This window comes from Pseudacidobacterium ailaaui (genome assembly GCF_000688455.1).
GTDB lineage: Bacteria > Acidobacteriota > Terriglobia > Terriglobales > Acidobacteriaceae > Pseudacidobacterium > Pseudacidobacterium ailaaui.
The window spans coordinates 2,504,006-2,521,200 of record NZ_JIAL01000001.1 but is presented as its reverse complement, the minus strand read 5'-3'; the positions used below and the strand labels follow the sequence as shown (position 1 = coordinate 2,521,200).

At 54.6% G+C, this 17,195-nt stretch carries 10 protein-coding genes; 8 read left to right on the top strand and 2 right to left on the bottom strand.

The annotated features are described in order from the left end of the window. Positions 1-8 precede the first annotated feature (8 nt). The 8 genes from N655_RS0111170 to N655_RS0111130 all read left to right on the top strand — a co-directional run bounded on the left by N655_RS0111170 (position 9) and on the right by N655_RS0111130 (position 14,220). Positions 9-5,945: a choice-of-anchor D domain-containing protein gene (locus tag N655_RS0111170; protein ID WP_081823685.1), complete on the top strand. Its 5,937-nt coding sequence runs from the start codon at positions 9-11 to the stop codon at positions 5,943-5,945. A 609-nt stretch (positions 5,946-6,554) separates the two neighbouring features. Further along, positions 6,555-7,955: a sigma-54-dependent transcriptional regulator gene (locus tag N655_RS0111160; protein ID WP_026443063.1), complete on the top strand. Its 1,401-nt coding sequence runs from the start codon at positions 6,555-6,557 to the stop codon at positions 7,953-7,955. Positions 7,956-8,061: 106 nt separating this feature from the next. Then, complete coding sequence (locus N655_RS18515) at positions 8,062-10,008, top strand: two-component system sensor histidine kinase NtrB (RefSeq protein ID WP_044934509.1); 1,947 nt, start codon at positions 8,062-8,064, stop codon at positions 10,006-10,008. Continuing rightward, on the top strand, positions 10,005-10,622 hold the full coding sequence (locus tag N655_RS0111150; protein WP_026443062.1) for a hypothetical protein: 618 nt from the start codon (positions 10,005-10,007) through the stop codon (positions 10,620-10,622). The genes N655_RS18515 and N655_RS0111150 overlap by 4 nt, the downstream gene beginning before the upstream one ends. A gap of 105 nt (positions 10,623-10,727) precedes the next feature. After that, positions 10,728-11,306: a class IV adenylate cyclase gene (locus tag N655_RS0111145; protein ID WP_026443061.1), complete on the top strand. Its 579-nt coding sequence runs from the start codon at positions 10,728-10,730 to the stop codon at positions 11,304-11,306. Positions 11,307-11,430: 124 nt separating this feature from the next. Beyond that, a complete protein-coding gene (locus tag N655_RS0111140; RefSeq protein ID WP_081823683.1) occupies positions 11,431-11,772 on the top strand; it encodes an energy transducer TonB in 342 nt (113 codons plus the stop codon). 29 nt (positions 11,773-11,801) lie between these two features. After that, positions 11,802-13,529: a methyl-accepting chemotaxis protein gene (locus tag N655_RS18510; protein ID WP_044934507.1), complete on the top strand. Its 1,728-nt coding sequence runs from the start codon at positions 11,802-11,804 to the stop codon at positions 13,527-13,529. Positions 13,530-13,614: 85 nt separating this feature from the next. Beyond that, positions 13,615-14,220 carry an HD domain-containing protein gene (locus tag N655_RS0111130; protein WP_026443059.1) on the top strand — a complete coding sequence of 202 codons (606 nt, stop codon included), beginning with the start codon at positions 13,615-13,617 and terminating at the stop codon, positions 14,218-14,220. 34 nt (positions 14,221-14,254) lie between these two features. Here the strand turns inward: N655_RS0111130 and N655_RS0111125 are convergent, their stop codons facing one another. Continuing rightward, entirely contained in the window at positions 14,255-15,793 is a 1,539-nt protein-coding gene (locus tag N655_RS0111125; RefSeq protein ID WP_238324685.1) for a pyridoxal phosphate-dependent decarboxylase family protein, read from the bottom strand. Positions 15,794-15,806: 13 nt separating this feature from the next. Further along, positions 15,807-17,021, bottom strand: a complete 1,215-nt coding sequence (locus N655_RS0111120) for a threonine ammonia-lyase (RefSeq protein WP_026443057.1) — start codon at positions 17,019-17,021, stop codon at positions 15,807-15,809. Between the last annotated feature and the right edge of the window lie 174 nt (positions 17,022-17,195).

The window sequence follows — 17,195 nt, the reverse complement described above, 5'->3', positions numbered from 1 at the left end:
AGGTTCCCATGCGACGCAATCGATCAGGCATTCTCGTAGATTTCAGCAAAATCCAGGTCCTATTTTTGGGTCTTTTCCTCCTTAACCTTTGCGGGTGCGGGATCCATGCCAATCCGATTGCTCAATTGTCTGTATCTCCCAGCTCTCTGTCCTGGCACAGTGTCAATGTGGGGCAGACTTCCTCCTCGAAGACCGTGACGGTCACAAATATGAGCAAGTCCGTCGCAGTTTCGATCGCTTCTGTTACTGCGAGCGATCAGTTCCTCGTAACCGGAAATACCTGTCCGACAGGAACCGCTACTCTGGCCCCCAGTGCTTCATGCACGATATCTGTTGCATTCCGGCCCACTTCTACTGGCAATGTTTCCGGGTCATTGTTGATTAATGACAATGCGTGGGACGGCCCTCACAATGTTGCTCTCGCTGCCAAAGGTTCGACTGGTTCCCTCATTTTTTCCCCCACTTCTCTTTCTTTTCCTGGAGTTCCGGCCGGGTCCACAAGTCAGCCGCAAAATGCGACACTGACAAATAAGCAGTCCTCTCCAGTGACCATCCAAAGCATTACTGTCAGCGGTCATTTTGTAGAAGGCACGAACTGCCCTATCGCACCAAGCACCTTGGGAGTCGGTGAAAGCTGTACAGTCACGGTGTCCTCGAAACCCGTCGCATCCGGCAGCATCACTGGTTCGATCAATGTTAGGGACAACTTCGGAAATGTAACTCAGCTTTATCTTTCAGGATCGGACAGTGGACAACCTGTTGTGGGGTCTGTGAGCTTTTCTCCCGTATCGCTGACCTGGGGCACTGTGACCGTGGGACAGACTTCCGGTTCGAAGATCATCACTGTCACGAACAACCAGACCACATCCCTTGCGATTTCTTATATCAGCATAGGGCCAGATTTTATCCAGACCGGCGGAACCTGTCCGCTCGCCCCCGCTACAATCCCGGCAGGCGGATCCTGCACAATTTCCGTTGCTTTTCGTCCGACTTCGTCAGGATCCAAGACAGAGCTTCTTTCACTGATTGACAATGCTCCTGGAAGTCCGCACTCTGCACTATTAAGCGCCACCGGCGCAACGGGATCTCTCATCTTTAATCCCGTTTCCCTCTCTTTTGCCGGAGTGGCTCCAGGACAGGCAAGTTCACCGCAACAGGCTGTCTTGATGAATCAAAGCTCAGCCAATGTTTCCCTTGCAACCATCACAGTAAGCGGCCATTTTGCTCAAAAAAATGACTGCCCCGGCACCTTGGCTCCGCAGACCAGTTGTACGTTCAACGTTACATCCAATCCAGTTGCCACAGGTACTTTCACTGGCTCAGTCAATGTTCGAGATGGATCGGGAAATACAACGCAGCTTTATCTGAAAGGGCTTGGAGGCACGACCGAGCAGGTGACCTTCTCGCCAGATTCACTTTTGTGGGGAAAAATTTCCGTAGGCCAGACTTCAGGCCCGAAGACCGTCACTCTTACGAACAATCAGACGGTCCCCCTTACGATTTCCTCGATTTCGTTGGGGCAGGATTTTATCCTTTCGTCCACTACATGCCCTACTGCTCCAATGATGGTGAACGCTGGCGCATCCTGCTCACTCACGATCGCTTTTCGTCCACTCTCATCTGGCATCAAAAATGAAGACCTCACCATCACCGATGATGCTGCTGGCGGTGTGCAGAATGTCACATTACAGGGGACGGGAACAATCGGGTCACTGCTCTTCAGTCCTCCGTCCCTTTCTTTTGCTGGTGTTCCGCCGAACACCGTAAGTCCGCCGCAAACAGCCACGCTGACAAACCAGACCTCATCTTCGCAGATTACAGTGGCCAGCATTACCGTCAGCGGACACTTTGCCCAAACCAACGATTGCCCAGGAACTCTGGCTCCCCAGGCCAGCTGCACCATTACCGTTACCTCGAATCCTGTTGGGTATGGCAGCACCGTCGGTTCGATCAATGTGAAGGATGGATCGAACAACACGACACAGCTCTATCTAAGCGGCATGGGCGGAGTACCAAGTGATATACGCACGGCCAATTCCCCAGCAGATACAACGCCACAAACAGGAAGCACGGTCTATAGCTCACCCTCCAGCCTGTCCTGGGGTTCGGTTTCGGTAGGGCAGACCTCGGGTAGCAAAAGCATCACGCTCAATAATGGCCAGTCCACGCCATTAACAATCACATCCATCACCTCAGGACAGGACTTTGTACAAACAGTAAATACCTGCCCCTTGTCTCCAAATACATTGGCGTCTGGTGCTTCCTGCTCGGTTACGCTGGCATTCCGTCCGCTCTCCAGCGGGACCAAGAGTGAGCCCTTGACTTTTGCTTATAGTGGTTCTGACACTCCTTTGTCAGTCCCAGTCACTGCAACAGGCACGGTTGGTCCCCTGCTTTACAACACCTCCTCGCTCACCTTTTCCTCTTTGACCGCGGGAACTTCCAGCGCCACGCAAAGCTCCACGCTGACTAACCAGACATCCTCCCCTATCGTGCTTACAAGCATCACGGTCAATGGGATCTTTTCTCAGACCGATGATTGCCCGATAAGTCCAAGCTCATTGGCTGCTGGCGCGAGTTGTACCGTCACGGTGACGGCAAACCCTACAGCCAGCGGAACCTTTACTGGTACCGTCAACGCTAAGGACAGCACCGGAGCGGTCACGCAGCTCTATTTAACGGCAACAGCCAGTGCCCCCAGTGGCGGTACTTCCGGCGGGATAGCTTTCTCACCAACAAATTTATCGTGGGGGACCACAGCCGTCGGCCAAACTTCCGGCGCAAAGACCCTTACAGTCACGAATGGACTTTCTACGGCAATTACCCTGTCCTCGATCAGCCTGGGACAGGACTTCATCACAACATCAAATACCTGCCCTACATCGCCGGCTTCTCTGGCCGCTGGGGCATCCTGCTCCATATCGGTGGCTTTCCGTCCGCTTTCTACTGGTAGCAAAGCCGAGGCTGCTACCTTTACCTATAACGGTTCCGGTAGCCCGCAGTCTGTTCCGCTCACAGGTACGGGGACAACAGGGTCCTTACTGTTTAATCCAACCTCACTCAGCTTTGATCCTGTAACCACAGGCTCACAGAGTTCTCCGCAGACAGCCACGCTCACGAATACCACCACAGGAGCGCTAACTCTGAACACCATCACGGTGAACGGCAATTTCTCACAAACAAACACTTGCCCGATCAGTCCGAATACTCTGGCTGCTGGCGCCAGCTGCAACATCTCAGTAACTTCAACACCTGCAACGGCCGGGGCCTTTACTGGTGTCGTAAATGCGAAGCTGAGCACTGGTGCGGTCACGCAGCTCTATCTTTCAGGTTCGGGAACAGGTTCGTCGACTTCAACAGGAGGTACGGGCAACGTTACGGTTTCGCCAAAACAGTACACCTTTGCAAATCAGCCGATCGGCACAACCAGTTCTCCGGCGACGATCACACTCACGAATGGACAATCTACGGCCATTACCATTTCTTCGATACAGATTTCCGCACCATTTCAGCAGACCAATAACTGCGGAGGGACGCTGGCAGCAGGCGGTTCCTGCACCATCTCCATCACCTATGCTCCCACCGCAGTTGGGTACAGTAGTACAAACCTTACCATCACCGACAATGCCAGCAACTCGCCGCAAACGGTTGCCATTGCGGGCAACGCTTATGCTCCCGTAACGCTGAGCAACAATAGTCTGGGCTTCAGCAACCAGATTGTAGGCCGCTCCAGCACGCCGCAAACCGTGACCCTGACTAATCAGCAGCCCACGCCGCTCACCATCAATTCCATTGCCGTCACCGGCAGCAACGAGTTCCAGGTAACCAATACATGCATTCCCAACGGAAGCAGTAACGGCACCTTAGCTGGAAACTCCAGTTGCTCGATCAGCGTAGTCTTCACTCCTACTGCGACAGGATCCGTTTCCGGCGCCTTCACCGTATCGTTTAATGCATCCGGCAGCCCGGCTACAGTTTCCTACACCGGCACAGGGATCGTGGGAGATACATCAACAAGCGTTCAAATTACGCCACGCTCCTCCTGTGTTCTGCCCTCGGGCCAGCAGCAGTTCGCCGCCACAGTCCGCAATAACTCTAATCAGGCTGTGACATGGTATGTGGATGGAGTCCAGAATGGAAGCAGCAGCGTTGGCTTCATCTCTACTTCAGGACTTTATACAGCCCCGGCATCGACTGGAACGCATACCGTCAAAGCGGTAAGCCAGGCGGTAACATCGGCCTCCGCTTCTACTACCATCAGCGTTACGACCAGCCCGCTGTTCACCATTGATCCTTACGTCTCTTCCATTCCCGTGAATGGACAGCAGACCTTCCAGGGACAGATCTGCAATGTTCCTGACAATAATGTGACCTTTTCGGTAGACAACATCGTGGGAGGCAACACGACCGTTGGTACCATCGCCGGCGATGGCCTCTATACAGCACCGGCCACTCCGGGAAAACATACGGTTCGGGTCACCGATCCCACTCTCAACAAAACAAGTGGTGCCGTCGTCAACGTCTTTTCTGGAATCAGTGTTGATTTTGGTTCTCGAAACAACACGAAGTACCCCATTCCATCAGGCATTCTGGCCATTAATCACCTGGACGGCCTACACAATCCCTCAGATATGGCACTGGCAGCTAGTGCTGGATTCAAGGTCTCGCGCACTTACGCGAACGTGCCGTTGGTTTATGCAACTCAAACTCCAGACTGGACCAAGATTGATCCGTTAATTGCTAACTTGCAAGCACTTGGAGTCCATGTCATCCTGCAAGTTGCCTATACTCCGGTCTGGCTGCAACCGAATCCCAACCCCTGCGGAGCGGGAAATACCACTGTCGCACCGACAAACATCAATACCTGGGCCCAGTTGGCAGCTTCCTACGTCGCCCATATGGATCAGAAATTTCCCGGAGTTGTGACCGACTATGAGATCTGGAATGAGCCAGATTCCGGAAGCTTATGTGGTAACACGAACCGGTTGAATACCTATCTCGCACTTTATGCTGCCGCTGCTCCGCTTATGAAGCAGCAGGCCGCTGCCGATGGCGCCACCATCCGCGTCGGAGGCCCAACCACAGCCGGGGCCAACCAGACCTGGATCACAGCCTTGCTTACCAATTCTTCCACCGCGCCTTATGTGGACTTCGTAAGTTACCACAACTACATCATGGCTAGTCAGGATGTGAATGCCACCTGGGACACTTACAACGGCAACAACTCTCTGTATCAAAGAACTCAGGCACCGGGAGGCGCGGCATCGCAGTTTGCAAAGGTGGCGTCCCTGGTTGCGGCGGGACAACAGCCCGCAGGCGCACTCACACCCATCTACGTGGATGAATTCAATACCAACTGGGCATTTATTCAGGACTGCTGCCGGAACGACCCCACTTATGCTCCCCTCTGGAACGCGATGTACGTCAGTGATCTGCTCAACACCGTTTACTCCGGAACAGCAGCTGTACCAGGGGATTTGGCCTATTACGCCGCTACAAACTATCCCTACTTCTGCATCATCGGGACCTGGGATAGCCATATGGATTGCCAATACACTACCAATAGCACTCCGCAACCGTACCCGCAGTTCTACGCCTACCAGCTCATGGCCTCCTCCAGTTATCTGGACATGAACTCCGGTGGTTACATGGCAGCTTCTATTGCCCCGCCCTCGGGTGGCGGAGGTTTAGTAACCACTGCATTCTATACGCCCAACCAGGATTCTCTGCTGATCATCAACCCGACGTCAGCAAACTATTCCTCCATCACGATCAATCTGCAAAACACCGGCTACTCTTCTCCTCACGCCGTGCTTTACCAGATTGTGGATGGGCAGAGAATCAACAGCCAGTCGCTGGCACTTACACAGTCGAACGGATCATACACCGCCAATATTCAGGTGCCTGCTTATACAGTCCTTGGCATAGCCGTGCAAGGACCATGAGCTTCAAGTTTGCCTTTTCAGGCTTTTTGGGCGGTAGCATTGCGGAACCTGCTACCGCTTTCTTTTTCGAGAAAGAATCCGGGAAGCGGCACAACAGGACAAAAAAAGCAGCCTCGCAAGGCTGCTCCTGGAGTTAAAACGTAAAGGCCGAAAAATCGATGCCGGCCCTTCGCGTCGTTATACCAGAGTTTAGAGTTTTTCGTAGAAATCACAGGCAGAGCATGAGATGTAGATTCCACCGGGAATCCCGCGCTCACGGTCCTTAACTCGCTTTACAATTCTGGTAGGCTTACTGCATTTTGGACAGTCGGTGCTCTTAGACGTATCCATTACCTTTTTGCGGTCTGCTGTTTTGGCGATTTTAGCCATGGAAACTCTGTCTCCTCAAAATCATCATTAAGTGTCGCTATGTTCAGGGGCTGGAAAGCTCGCCAACAAAGCTTTGGGGTATCCGGACTTCCGGAAGAAGGACCTCGGATATGCACTCTTATTTTACTACAAAACAGGAGCTGCATCAGACCTTTCCTGACTCGCCTTTTGTGAGTCAAACCAAGCGGCCCCGTGTTACAAACGAAAGAGCCTCTTTCAACAAGGAAATGCGCAGTATCTATGCCGATTCAAGAAAAAGTCCTGATCGTTGAAGACGAAGAAAATGCTCTGACGGGACTGGCAGAACTGGTCTCCGGCTGGGGTTACCGAACAGAGACAGCGCGCGATGGGCTAGAAGGACTGGACCGTGCCCAAGCCTGGCAGCCAGGGATTATTATCACTGACCTGAAGATGCCTCGCATGGACGGCCTGCAGCTTCTGGAGCGTCTGGGAGAGCTGAAGCTGGAGAACCTTGCAGTCATCGTCCTCACCGCTCAGGGCAGCATTGAACAGGCCGTAGAGGCCATGAAAATGGGCGCCTACGACTTCATCCAGAAGCCGATTGATCCCAACCGCCTGCGCACAATTCTTGCCAATGCTACTCGCCAGCGGGAAACCCAGCTGGAACTTGAGGTGACGCGCCGTAAACTGCGCGAAACCGGGGTACTCGGCCATCTGGTAGGTTCCTCCAGAAAAATGCAGGAGCTTTATGCTCTCATCGAGCGCATTGCCTGCAACAATGTTTCTGTTCTGATTACCGGTGAAAGCGGTACCGGCAAAGAGCTTGTAGCACGTACCCTTCATGACCTGAGCCCGCGCAAAAGCAAGCCTTTTGTCGCCGTAAACTGCGCCGCAATCCCGGAAACTCTGATCGAAAGTGAAATCTTTGGCCATGAGAAAGGTGCTTTCACAGGCGCGCTGGAGCGTCGCGCCGGCTGCTTTGAGCTGGCCGAAGAGGGTACTTTGCTGCTGGATGAAATCGGTGAAATGCCAATTGGCACACAGGCAAAACTTCTGCGTGTGCTGGAAGACCGAAGATTACGCCGTCTAGGCAGCAAAGTCGAATCCCCGGTCGATGTTCGGGTCCTGGCCGCCACAAACAAAGACCCCGAAACCGCCGTAGCGGACGGCCACCTCCGCGGAGACCTCTATTACCGCCTGAATGTCTTCAATATCCACATGCCTCCCCTGCGCGAACACAAAGAGGACATCGCTGAAATTGTAGACTCCATGCTGCGCGACATGAACGAAAAGCATGACCGTCAGGTGGCAGGGGTGACTTCTGAGATGATGGACCGTCTGATGGCCTATGACTGGCCCGGAAATGTTCGTGAATTACGGAATACGATTGAGCGCGCCGTGATTCTATGTGGCAATGGTTATCTGGAACCGAAACATCTCCCCCCAGGATTTGGCAGCAGACCTGCCAAACATCTGCCGGAGGGCCCAGGAAATGTTGTTCAGGTCGAGGTAGGCACCACCGTCGATGAGGCCGAACGCCGTCTGATTATGAAGACCCTGGAATCCACGAACAACAATAAGACGAAAGCAGCAGAGATCCTGGGCATCAGCCTCAAGACCCTTCACAACAAGCTGAAAGAATATGGGGGATCCGGAAACGGCGTTGAGTCTGACGATTAAGATTTCACCAGCCATTCGCCTGGTTGGCGATACAATAATGCACATTCAGCAGCAAAGAGGGCTGTAGAGTTGTTCCCTCCTCTTTCTTACTTTTTAAGGACCAGAAATGCGGCTGAAGACGAAACTTGTTCTTGCGATTACCGGACTCGTGTTTGCCGTAGTGTCCGTCTTTTCCTGGCTTTATTTCAGCCAGTTGCTGCAACAGCACATTGACCAGTCTTACAATGCAACCGACATTGTTGCGCACCAGCTCTTGTTCGCGACGCGGCAGGCCATCGAGAATGGGACCCGCAACCAGCCCTTTGACCCAAATGATCCGGCTGCCGTGCGCACGGCCGTAAGCAATGCGCTGCGCCAAGACACCGCGCTGACAGCGCTTCTTAATTCTGTAATCAGTTACTCGCCCACGGTCTTTGACATCTCCATTGCTGACCAGAACGGCCGCGCCTATCTGAGCACCGACCCCGTTCTTCAGGACCAGATTGTTCCTCAGCGTCCTGCCTATGCTTCTCTTCGCAAGGCGTCTATGGTGCAGATTCTGAAGGTGGTCTTCGGTCCGCCGCGCGTTTACGATGTTTCTCTTGCCCTGGAGCGCAACAACCAGCCTTTTGTGACTGTGCACATTGGCATCCGGACCACGTTTTTAAGCAATGCCTTCCGCCCATGGTTTCTGGAAGCGGCCAGCCTGATTGGTTTTGCTGTGGTCATCTCTCTTGTGGTCGCGGCACTTGTGGCCACCTATACCTTCAAACCTATCGAAGGAATCAGCAAACGTCTTGATCTACTGACCGCAGAGATCCAGGCGCAGGAAACTGGCCCCGTAGCAACTGAACCTGAACCCTCAGACCACAATGGTGACGCGATTCTTCAGGTCTCCAACAAAATTGAACGCCTCGGCAGGCGCATGAGGAATGTGGAAGAGGTCTTTTCTTCTCTGAAGGAAAACCTTGATCAGATCCTCTCCAACCTGCAGGATGGCATTATTTTATTCACACGCGACGGCCGTGCCGTTCTGGTGTCCAGCTCAGTAGAGCGTTTTCTCGGGAAGGACCGTAATACGATCCTCGGCGCCAGCGCACAGGAAATCTTCGATTCCTCCACAATTCTCGGCAGGATTGTGCGTGAAGCATTCGACCGCGGGCTCGGACTGGTACAGGAAGAGATCACAACAGAAACAGGACGGCGTGTCGAAATTTCACTGGACTTTATTTATGACGATCGTGCTTCACAGCAGCGGCATGGCCTTGGATCTCTGCTCACTCTGCATGATCTTGAATCCGTGCAGGAAATCGAGTCAGAGCTGGAAATCTCGCGCCGCATGGCCGCCCTTGGCCAGCTTACTTCCGGAGTCGGCCACGAGGTAAAGAACCCCATCAATGCAATCGTGGTACATTTGGAACTGCTGCGCAATAAACTTACCACCAACGACGCTTCTGCCAAACGCCACCTCGATGTTATCCAGAATGAAATTCAGCGCCTGGACCGTGTCGTCCAAACGCTGGTCGATTTCTCACGGCCGGTTGAGCTGAAACTCCTGGAGCAGGACCTCCGACCGGTAGTCTACGCCGTGCTGGCCCTCGCCTCGGCTGAACTGGAAACAAGGAATGTACATGTTGTCCATTCCATGCCCGCGCATCCGGTCATGGCCAAAATCGATGCAGACCTGATGAAGCAGGCTGTTTTGAATATTGTCCTGAACGGGGCACAGGCCATGCCGGAAGGGGGTGTTCTCCGCGTCACTCTCAGTGAAGATGGGCGCTGGGGCTATCTGCGGATCAGCGATGAAGGCGAGGGCATTCCCCCTGACATCCGCTCAAAAATCTTTAATCTCTACTTCACAACCAAAAAGGAAGGCAGCGGAATCGGGCTGGCCATGACCTATCGCATCGTTCAGATGCACAACGGACAGATTAGCGTAGAATCAGAGGTAGGCAAAGGAACAACTTTCACTCTGCAGATTCCGGCCCTGACCGCTTCCGACTCCAGACTGCGTGGGCATCTGGATGCAGATGCGGTTAAAAGCATGCCTTTTGCAAAGGAGCCTTGGGGATGAACACCGCCTGTCGGACCGCGGTGCTCGCAGCAGCACTCTCTTTCCTGCTCTCTGTGACCGGGTGCAGTCACAAGGAGAAGCCCCTGCTTCCTCAACAGGCCCAGGCCCCTGTACCTCCGCCATCAGCCATGGCCCATTATCCTGCTCTGCCTGCTCTGCCCCCCCCGATTCCACCACGGGTTGAGCTGGTGAATACTCAGGAGGCGACAACACCATCACGGCCGCATCATGTCTCGCGCCGTAAACCCGGTTCCTCCCGAACAGCTTCGTCCTCTGCTGAAACCGCTGCGGAAAAGCCAGCAGCCCAACCATCACCCAGCGATCTGGCCTCCATGGCTCCGCCCGCCGACGCTTCTCCAATTGGACAGTTGACGGCCGGTGGAGATGCCACCAATCTTCAACAACGGCGCGACATCGAACAAATGATTACCAACACGGAAACGGGACTGGACAAAATCGAACGTGGTCTCAATTCCGACCAGCAGAAAACCGCCATCCAGATTCGAACTTTTCTCGCTAAGGCCCGGCAGGCCCTGCTGGACAATGATCTGGATGGCGCCAATACGCTGGCAACGAAAGCCAAGGTACTCCTGGACGAATTAACAAAGAAGTAAACATCGGCCCCGGAGATTTTTCTCCTTCCGATCTCCGCCTTTCTTTTCTCTCTCCCCGAAATCAGACCCTATACGCACCGGCCGCACGCACGATACTCTGAATCCATGAGTGCCGTCGAAATCGAAGTGAAGTTTCGGGTTGCAGACGCTGCGGCCCTTGAGCAGAAGCTATTTTCTCTGGGCTTCCGTCAGATTACGCCGCGTACCTTTGAGAGAAACGTTTTGTTTGACACTTCCGACCGCGCACTTCGCGCCAAACAATCCATCCTGCGCCTGCGCCGCTATGGCAAGCAGTGGATTGTCACCCACAAATGCCTGCCACCCGGTCACGAGCACAATTCCCGGCACAAGCATCGCGTGGAAACAGAAACGGAGGTGAAAGACGGGGAGGCCATGGCCACAATCTTTGCGGAGCTTGGCTACAAGCCAGCTTTTACCTATGAGAAATGGCGTACCGAATATGCAGATTCCATCGGTCATTGTGTTCTCGACGAAACTCCGATTGGTCTGTTTGCAGAGCTGGAAGGGCCTGATGAATGGATTGATGCCATCGCAAAAAAACTTGGGCTTTCCCCTTCTGAAATGCTGACGCTGAGCTATGGACGGCTTTTTGAGGAATGGCGCGCCCGGACTGGCATGGAAGCAACCGACCTGACCTTTGAAGCCGTTGGCGCGGCCCGCTGAAAGGGCTCCTTTCCCGCCAGCCTTTCTCAAACACCCTTGTCGAGGGTGAGAACCCCTTCCTGATTGCATCTCAAGTCTCGCTCATTTTCGCCGATAAGCTTCTCAGACAACGTCTGAGGTCGCTATGAAATCTCAAAAACACAGTAAATCTGCTCTTGGAATCTTGTGGCGATTGGCGCTGACCTTCGCCTTTCTGTTATGGGCACTTCCTGGCCACAGCGAAGAACGCCGCGTAGAAAAGCGCGTTCCGCCAGTGTATCCGGAGATAGCCAAGCGTATGCGAATTGGTGGCATTGTACATGTGGAGGCCACAGTCTCCCCTGACGGCAGTGTTACCGCAGTCAAAGCGGTATCAGGAAACAAGATGCTGTCCCCGGCTGCGGAAGAGGCCGTCAAGCGCTGGAAGTTTGCCCCGGGAGATGGACCGGCCACGGTTGGCGTGGACATCAATTTTGAACTGAACTAGTGATCCCCCAAAAAGGAAGTGATGAGGCCATGACACTTACCCAGTCACGCCTGACAAACAAACTACGCCTGAGCACAGGTGTATTACTGTTAAGCATTCTTCTCGGTTCAACGGCTGCTTATCTTAAGATGCGGCAGGCAAGCCAGTTGGCAGAAAATGTAACGTCCCAGCAGATTCCAGCTCTAAGTGCCGTTCGGGACCTGCGGGCGGCCATCCTTGAGTCCTCCAACGCCCTTAAGGCATACATGCTCTTTGGTATCGATCCAGCGATGGCCAACCGCTACAAAGATTTACTGGAAAAGAGCAAAGCGCAGGCTGAGGACGCTGTTTCGCGGATTGCAGCGCAGCGCGATGTCATTGATTCCATGACTGGTACCGGACAGGTAGACAAACTCCTCAATGAATATCGGGCCTTCGAACAGGGCCAGCAGCGGGTAGAAGCAATGGCCATCGGCCAGGGCAGCGACGCCACAAGCAAAGCCTACGATCTTTTGCAGGGAGAGGTCGCGAACCATGAGGCGGCCTGCAGGAACACAGTGGCCACAGTCGTCTCGGCGCTGATGCACACAACGAATAGCAGCCTGCATGAAACCATCCACTCTATGAGATTACAGGCCATCTATCTCTGGCTCTCCATTCTGTTTGGCGGCCTAATCGGATCTTCCCTTGCTGAACTGACGATTCGCCGCATCGTACGGTCCGTTGTTCTTGTGGCAGATCGTGCGCAGCAGATCGCGGAAGGAGACCTGACAGGAGAAGCGCTGCACACCGACTCCCAGGATGAAGTCGGCAGCCTTGCCATATCCATCAACCGTATGCAGGACAACCTGCGTGAAATGATCCGCACCATGATGGAAATCTCGAACACGGTGAATGGTGACGCTGAAAAGCTGGCCCATTCGTCGGCTGAATCCTTCAGGCGCACCAAGGAGCAGAGTCTCCAGACCCAGCAGGCGGCCACAGCCATGCAGGAGATGTCCATCAGTATTGCCGAGGTGTCCAGACACGCCCAAAATGCGGCAGAAAACGCCAAAGAGGCCTCAAAGACTGCAAAAGAAGGGGGATCCACCGTAGAGCAAATGCTCCTCTCGATGCAGTCCATCGCCGACTCCGTGCGTAATACTGCAGCCACCGTCCAGCGCCTGGGCAAGGAATCTGAGCAGATCATCCGCATTGTGAATGTCATCGAAGAGATTGCGCAGAAAACCAATCTGCTGGCCCTAAATGCCGCCATTGAGGCAGCCCGCGCCGGTGAACAGGGCCGCGGCTTTGCTGTAGTCGCCGGAGAAGTCCGCCGCCTGGCTGAAAGCACACGCAATGCCACCAGCGAAATCGCGCAGATGATCGAAGGCATCCAGATTCACACCCGCTCCGCTGTCGAAGCAATGGAAGCCGGTACTGCTACGGTCAATGAGGGCGTGGAAACCACCACCCGCGCCGGAGAGGCGCTCCAGCGCATCATCCACATGGCAGATCAGGTGGACAGCATGATCGCCCAGATTGCAGCCGCGGCCATGCAGCAGTCTGAGGCAGCCAGACAGTCCAGTGCGAACGTGGACATGATCAATCGCCTTGGCGAGGAAAATGCAGCTGCCATTCCTGAAAGCAACGCCATCGTCAACTCTGTCCAGGCCGGTGCAAAACGCCTTCAGGAACATATTTCGCGCTTCAAACTTGAAGAAAGCAGACGCACCCTTCGTCCGGCGTTTGATTCCCACGCATACGCCCCACACCCGGCTGCCGCCTTTGGCGATTGAACGCTCCACCCAGGACCAGGCTGATGCAGGCCTGGTCCTCTTTTCTCCCCATCCCTGCCCCTTGCTCTGATACCCTTAAACTCAGATGATTCCCGAGTTTCGCACTGCTCTGGTTGACTTCATTCACCGCGAAGCCAAACCAGCAGACAAATACGGACATCAACCACGGCTGTACGAGCTTACCCGTCAAATTGGTAAATCATTGGAGTATGACGACGACGTAGTCTTCGCCGCCGTTTGGCTGCATGACCTTGGTGTCTTTGTCGGACACCGTCCCGAAGACCCCTCCGAACTGGCTCGCTGGGACCACGTTTCCTACATTTGCCGACAGGCCCCAGGCATCCTCAACAGAATTGGCTTCCCGAACGAAAAAATCGCCGCTGTCCTTGACGCTATTCGCGAACATCAGCCGCAGGATGAACCTACCAGCCTGGAAGCCACGATTCTGCGCGATGCCGACATCCTTGAACAGCTTGGCGCAATCGGCATTTTGCGCACCGTCTCCAAAGTAGGGCGCGACACACGCTTCCAGACTTTCACTCATGCCATCAAGACCTTACAAAAACATCTGGACACCTTGCCTGCTAAGATCCGTCTGCAAAGCACGAAAGATCTGGCCTTGCCGCGTATCAGCGAGCTCCGGAGTTTTCTTGAGGCAGTCAGGAGCGAAGCCGGAGAGAACCTGTTTTAGACCTCACAAACGCGCGCCTTTTTGGAGTACGGACTTACATCGACGCGGGCGAAGCTCCGCTGCAGAGATCGTCTCCATGACGTACGACTGCCTCCACCAGCGCAGCAAAATCTTCCATCCGGCTGCGATGGTTCGTGTTCGCAACACGGAGGGCGTAATCGTCTCTGAGCAGAGTGCCTGAAACCACGAACTCGCCGGATTCCTGAAGGCGCAGAACAATCTCACGGTTGATTTTGTTCATCTCTTCCACACCCATGTGGTCCTGCGGACGGTACCGAAAGCAGACCACGTTCATCACTCGGGGAGCAAGCAGATCGAGCTTGTGGTGTTTGCGGATCAGCATTTCCAGATGCGCCGCCTGTTCAACATTCTGCGCAATAAGTTGCCCATGCGTTTCTGTTCCGTAGGCCTTAAGCGACATCCAGACCTTCAGCGCCTTGAAGCCGCGACTCAACTCGATGCCGCGGTCGGAAAAAGGAAGCCCATTGGCCAGCATCCCTCGGTTTGCTTTTTCAAGATAACTGGCCTGTGCAGCAAATGCATCAGCATGGGCCTTTGCGTCGCGCACCAGAAGGCATCCGACCTCAAAAGGAAGATACATCCACTTGTGCAGATCGAACGCGAGCGAATCGGCGAGCTCGATTCCGGCGACAAGGTGCCTGTATTCGGGTGAGAATTTCAGTAACGCGCCGAAAGCACCATCTACATGCAGCCAAAGGTCTTCTTCCTCGCAGATCTTCTTTAGCGTCAGGATATCGTCGATCGCACCAGTATTGACCGTGCCGGCGTTGGCGATGACAGCAATCGGGCGGAATCCGGCAGCGCGGTCACAGCGGACCTGCTGCTGAAAGGCCTCCGTGTCGATTTGAAAATTTTCGCTGACCGGGACCCTGCGGAAGGCACGGCGCCCAAGGCCCAGAAACTCCAGGCTTTTCTGTGCCCACATATGGGTTTCTGTGGACCCGTAAACCACCAGGGCCTGATGCGTTCCCTGTAACCCCTCTTCACGGACATCAAATCCTGCCTTTGCATGGCGCGCCACTGCAAGACCGAGCAGGTTGGCCATCGTGCCGCCGCTGACAAAAATTCCACTTGATCCAACAGGCATCTCCATCACTTGCGCCAGCCAGGCAATGGTTTGTTCTTCCACATAAGTTGCGGCCTGCTGCCCCCCGGCCGCGTGTGTATTCATGCCGGCTGCAAGCATCTCAGCCAGCATGGCAAAGGGAGTGCCATTGCCGCGGACCCACCCCCACGCGCGGGGATGCCGGTTTCCAGAAGCGTAGGGCAACACATTGTGCAGGAAGTCCTGATAGGCCCGTTCTTCTCCTTGCGGCAAGCGCGGCAGCGGCTCGCGCAGAGAATCACGCACGTGCGCCGGAACCGGCTGCCAAGCTGGCTGGTCGCGCAGCGTTTCAAGATGATCGAAGATATCGTCGAGCATGCGATGTGCAAGCTGTCGCTGCTCACTCCAGTTGGGCGGATCAAGCGTCAGTTCAGCTGCTGCCGCTCCCGTAAGATGTACCATAGTGACCTCGGCTGCCTCCTCAAAGGGCGAGTGAAGCGCCGTCATTTATTTTACTCCGTTATTGGATCCACTCGTAACGATAGCCAGATGCAGTAAGGGCTTCAGCCAGCTGCTGCACATGATCACTGCCCCTTGTCTCCAGCGTAAAATCAATGACCGTATCGCCAAGATTCACGCCATAATAAGCGCGGTCATAGGACGTCTGCACAATATTGGCCCGTGCATCGGCAATAATTTTCGTAAGCTGATGCAGCGATCCGGGCCTGTCTGTGAGGTGAATGCGCAGTCTTGTCCAGCGATGGTCTTTGACCAGCCCGCGTTCAATAATCTTGGCCAGGAGACTGACATCAATGTTGCCACCTCCGACCAGGACCGCGGTACGCTGGCCCATCAGCGATGTTTTCTTTTGCAGCAATGCTGCCAGCCCCACAGCGCCTGCGCCCTCTGCAAGTGTCTTTTCGCGCTCTAACAAAACGAGAATTGCCTTCGCAATCTCTTCTTCGTCGACGGTGACGATCTCATCCACATAGCGCTGCACCAGCGAGAGCGTAACATCGCCTGCGCGGCGGACTGCAATGCCGTCAGCAATGGTCGCTTCAGCAGGGATCGTGACCGGCTTGCCTGCTTCGGTCGCGCGCAGCATGGAAGGCAGACGTTCTGTCTGCACACCAATCACGCGGACCTTTGGATTGCTTTCCTTGATGGCGCAGGCGACTCCGCTGATGAGACCTCCTCCGCCAATCGGAATGACCGCTGCTTCAAGGTTCGGGACCTGCTCCAGAAGCTCCAGCCCGATGGTGCCTTGTCCGGCAATGACATCGGGATCGTCGAATGGATGGAGGAAGGTCAGGCCTTCGGCATCTGCCTGCCGCAGCGCCTCGGCACAAGCTTCATCGTAATTTGCGCCGTGCAGAACAACCTCCGCACCATATCCAGCAGTTGAGGACACCTTGACCAGAGGTGTCATCAGAGGCATCACAATCCGCGCCTGGATCCCTCGCTGCGTGGCATGGAAGGCGACGGCCTGTGCATGATTGCCAGCGCTGGCAGCAATCACACCGCGCCGCTTTTCAGCTTCTGTCAAGGTTAGGATTTTGTTCAAAGCACCGCGCTCTTTGAATGCTCCGGTGCGCTGTAGATTATCCAGTTTCAGGAAGACCTGCTGGCCAGTCATCTGTGACAAGGCCGCCGAGTGCTGCGCAGGAGAGCAGTAAATAAAATCGCGGATACGCCCGCGCGCGGCCTGTACATCATTGAGTGAAACATCGTTCATGCTTGCTTCCTTTTCCTCTGAAAATAAGAAAGCCACCGTCCCGCTGCGGGTGGTGGCCTTTGCTGCTTACTGGCTCTCCGTTGCCTTACGCACCCGCACAATGTTCGAAGATAATTCGAATCATGCTGAGGCAAATAGAGACCTGCGGCACGGTTGTAGCGCGATTACGGCGGC

What these genes read in the sequence shown, in the direction of transcription:
- N655_RS0111125 (WP_238324685.1), bottom strand. Translation starts at nt 15,793, where the DNA reads ATGACGGCGCTTCACTCGCCCTTTGAGGAGGCAGCCGAGGTCACTATG.
- N655_RS0111145 (WP_026443061.1), top strand. Translation starts at nt 10,728, where the DNA reads ATGAGTGCCGTCGAAATCGAAGTGAAGTTTCGGGTTGCAGACGCTGCG.
- N655_RS0111160 (WP_026443063.1), top strand. Translation starts at nt 6,555, where the DNA reads ATGCCGATTCAAGAAAAAGTCCTGATCGTTGAAGACGAAGAAAATGCT.
- N655_RS0111170 (WP_081823685.1), top strand. Translation starts at nt 9, where the DNA reads ATGCGACGCAATCGATCAGGCATTCTCGTAGATTTCAGCAAAATCCAG.
- N655_RS18510 (WP_044934507.1), top strand. Translation starts at nt 11,802, where the DNA reads ATGACACTTACCCAGTCACGCCTGACAAACAAACTACGCCTGAGCACA.
- N655_RS0111150 (WP_026443062.1), top strand. Translation starts at nt 10,005, where the DNA reads ATGAACACCGCCTGTCGGACCGCGGTGCTCGCAGCAGCACTCTCTTTC.
- N655_RS0111130 (WP_026443059.1), top strand. Translation starts at nt 13,615, where the DNA reads ATGATTCCCGAGTTTCGCACTGCTCTGGTTGACTTCATTCACCGCGAA.
- N655_RS0111120 (WP_026443057.1), bottom strand. Translation starts at nt 17,021, where the DNA reads ATGAACGATGTTTCACTCAATGATGTACAGGCCGCGCGCGGGCGTATC.
- N655_RS0111140 (WP_081823683.1), top strand. Translation starts at nt 11,431, where the DNA reads ATGAAATCTCAAAAACACAGTAAATCTGCTCTTGGAATCTTGTGGCGA.
- N655_RS18515 (WP_044934509.1), top strand. Translation starts at nt 8,062, where the DNA reads ATGCGGCTGAAGACGAAACTTGTTCTTGCGATTACCGGACTCGTGTTT.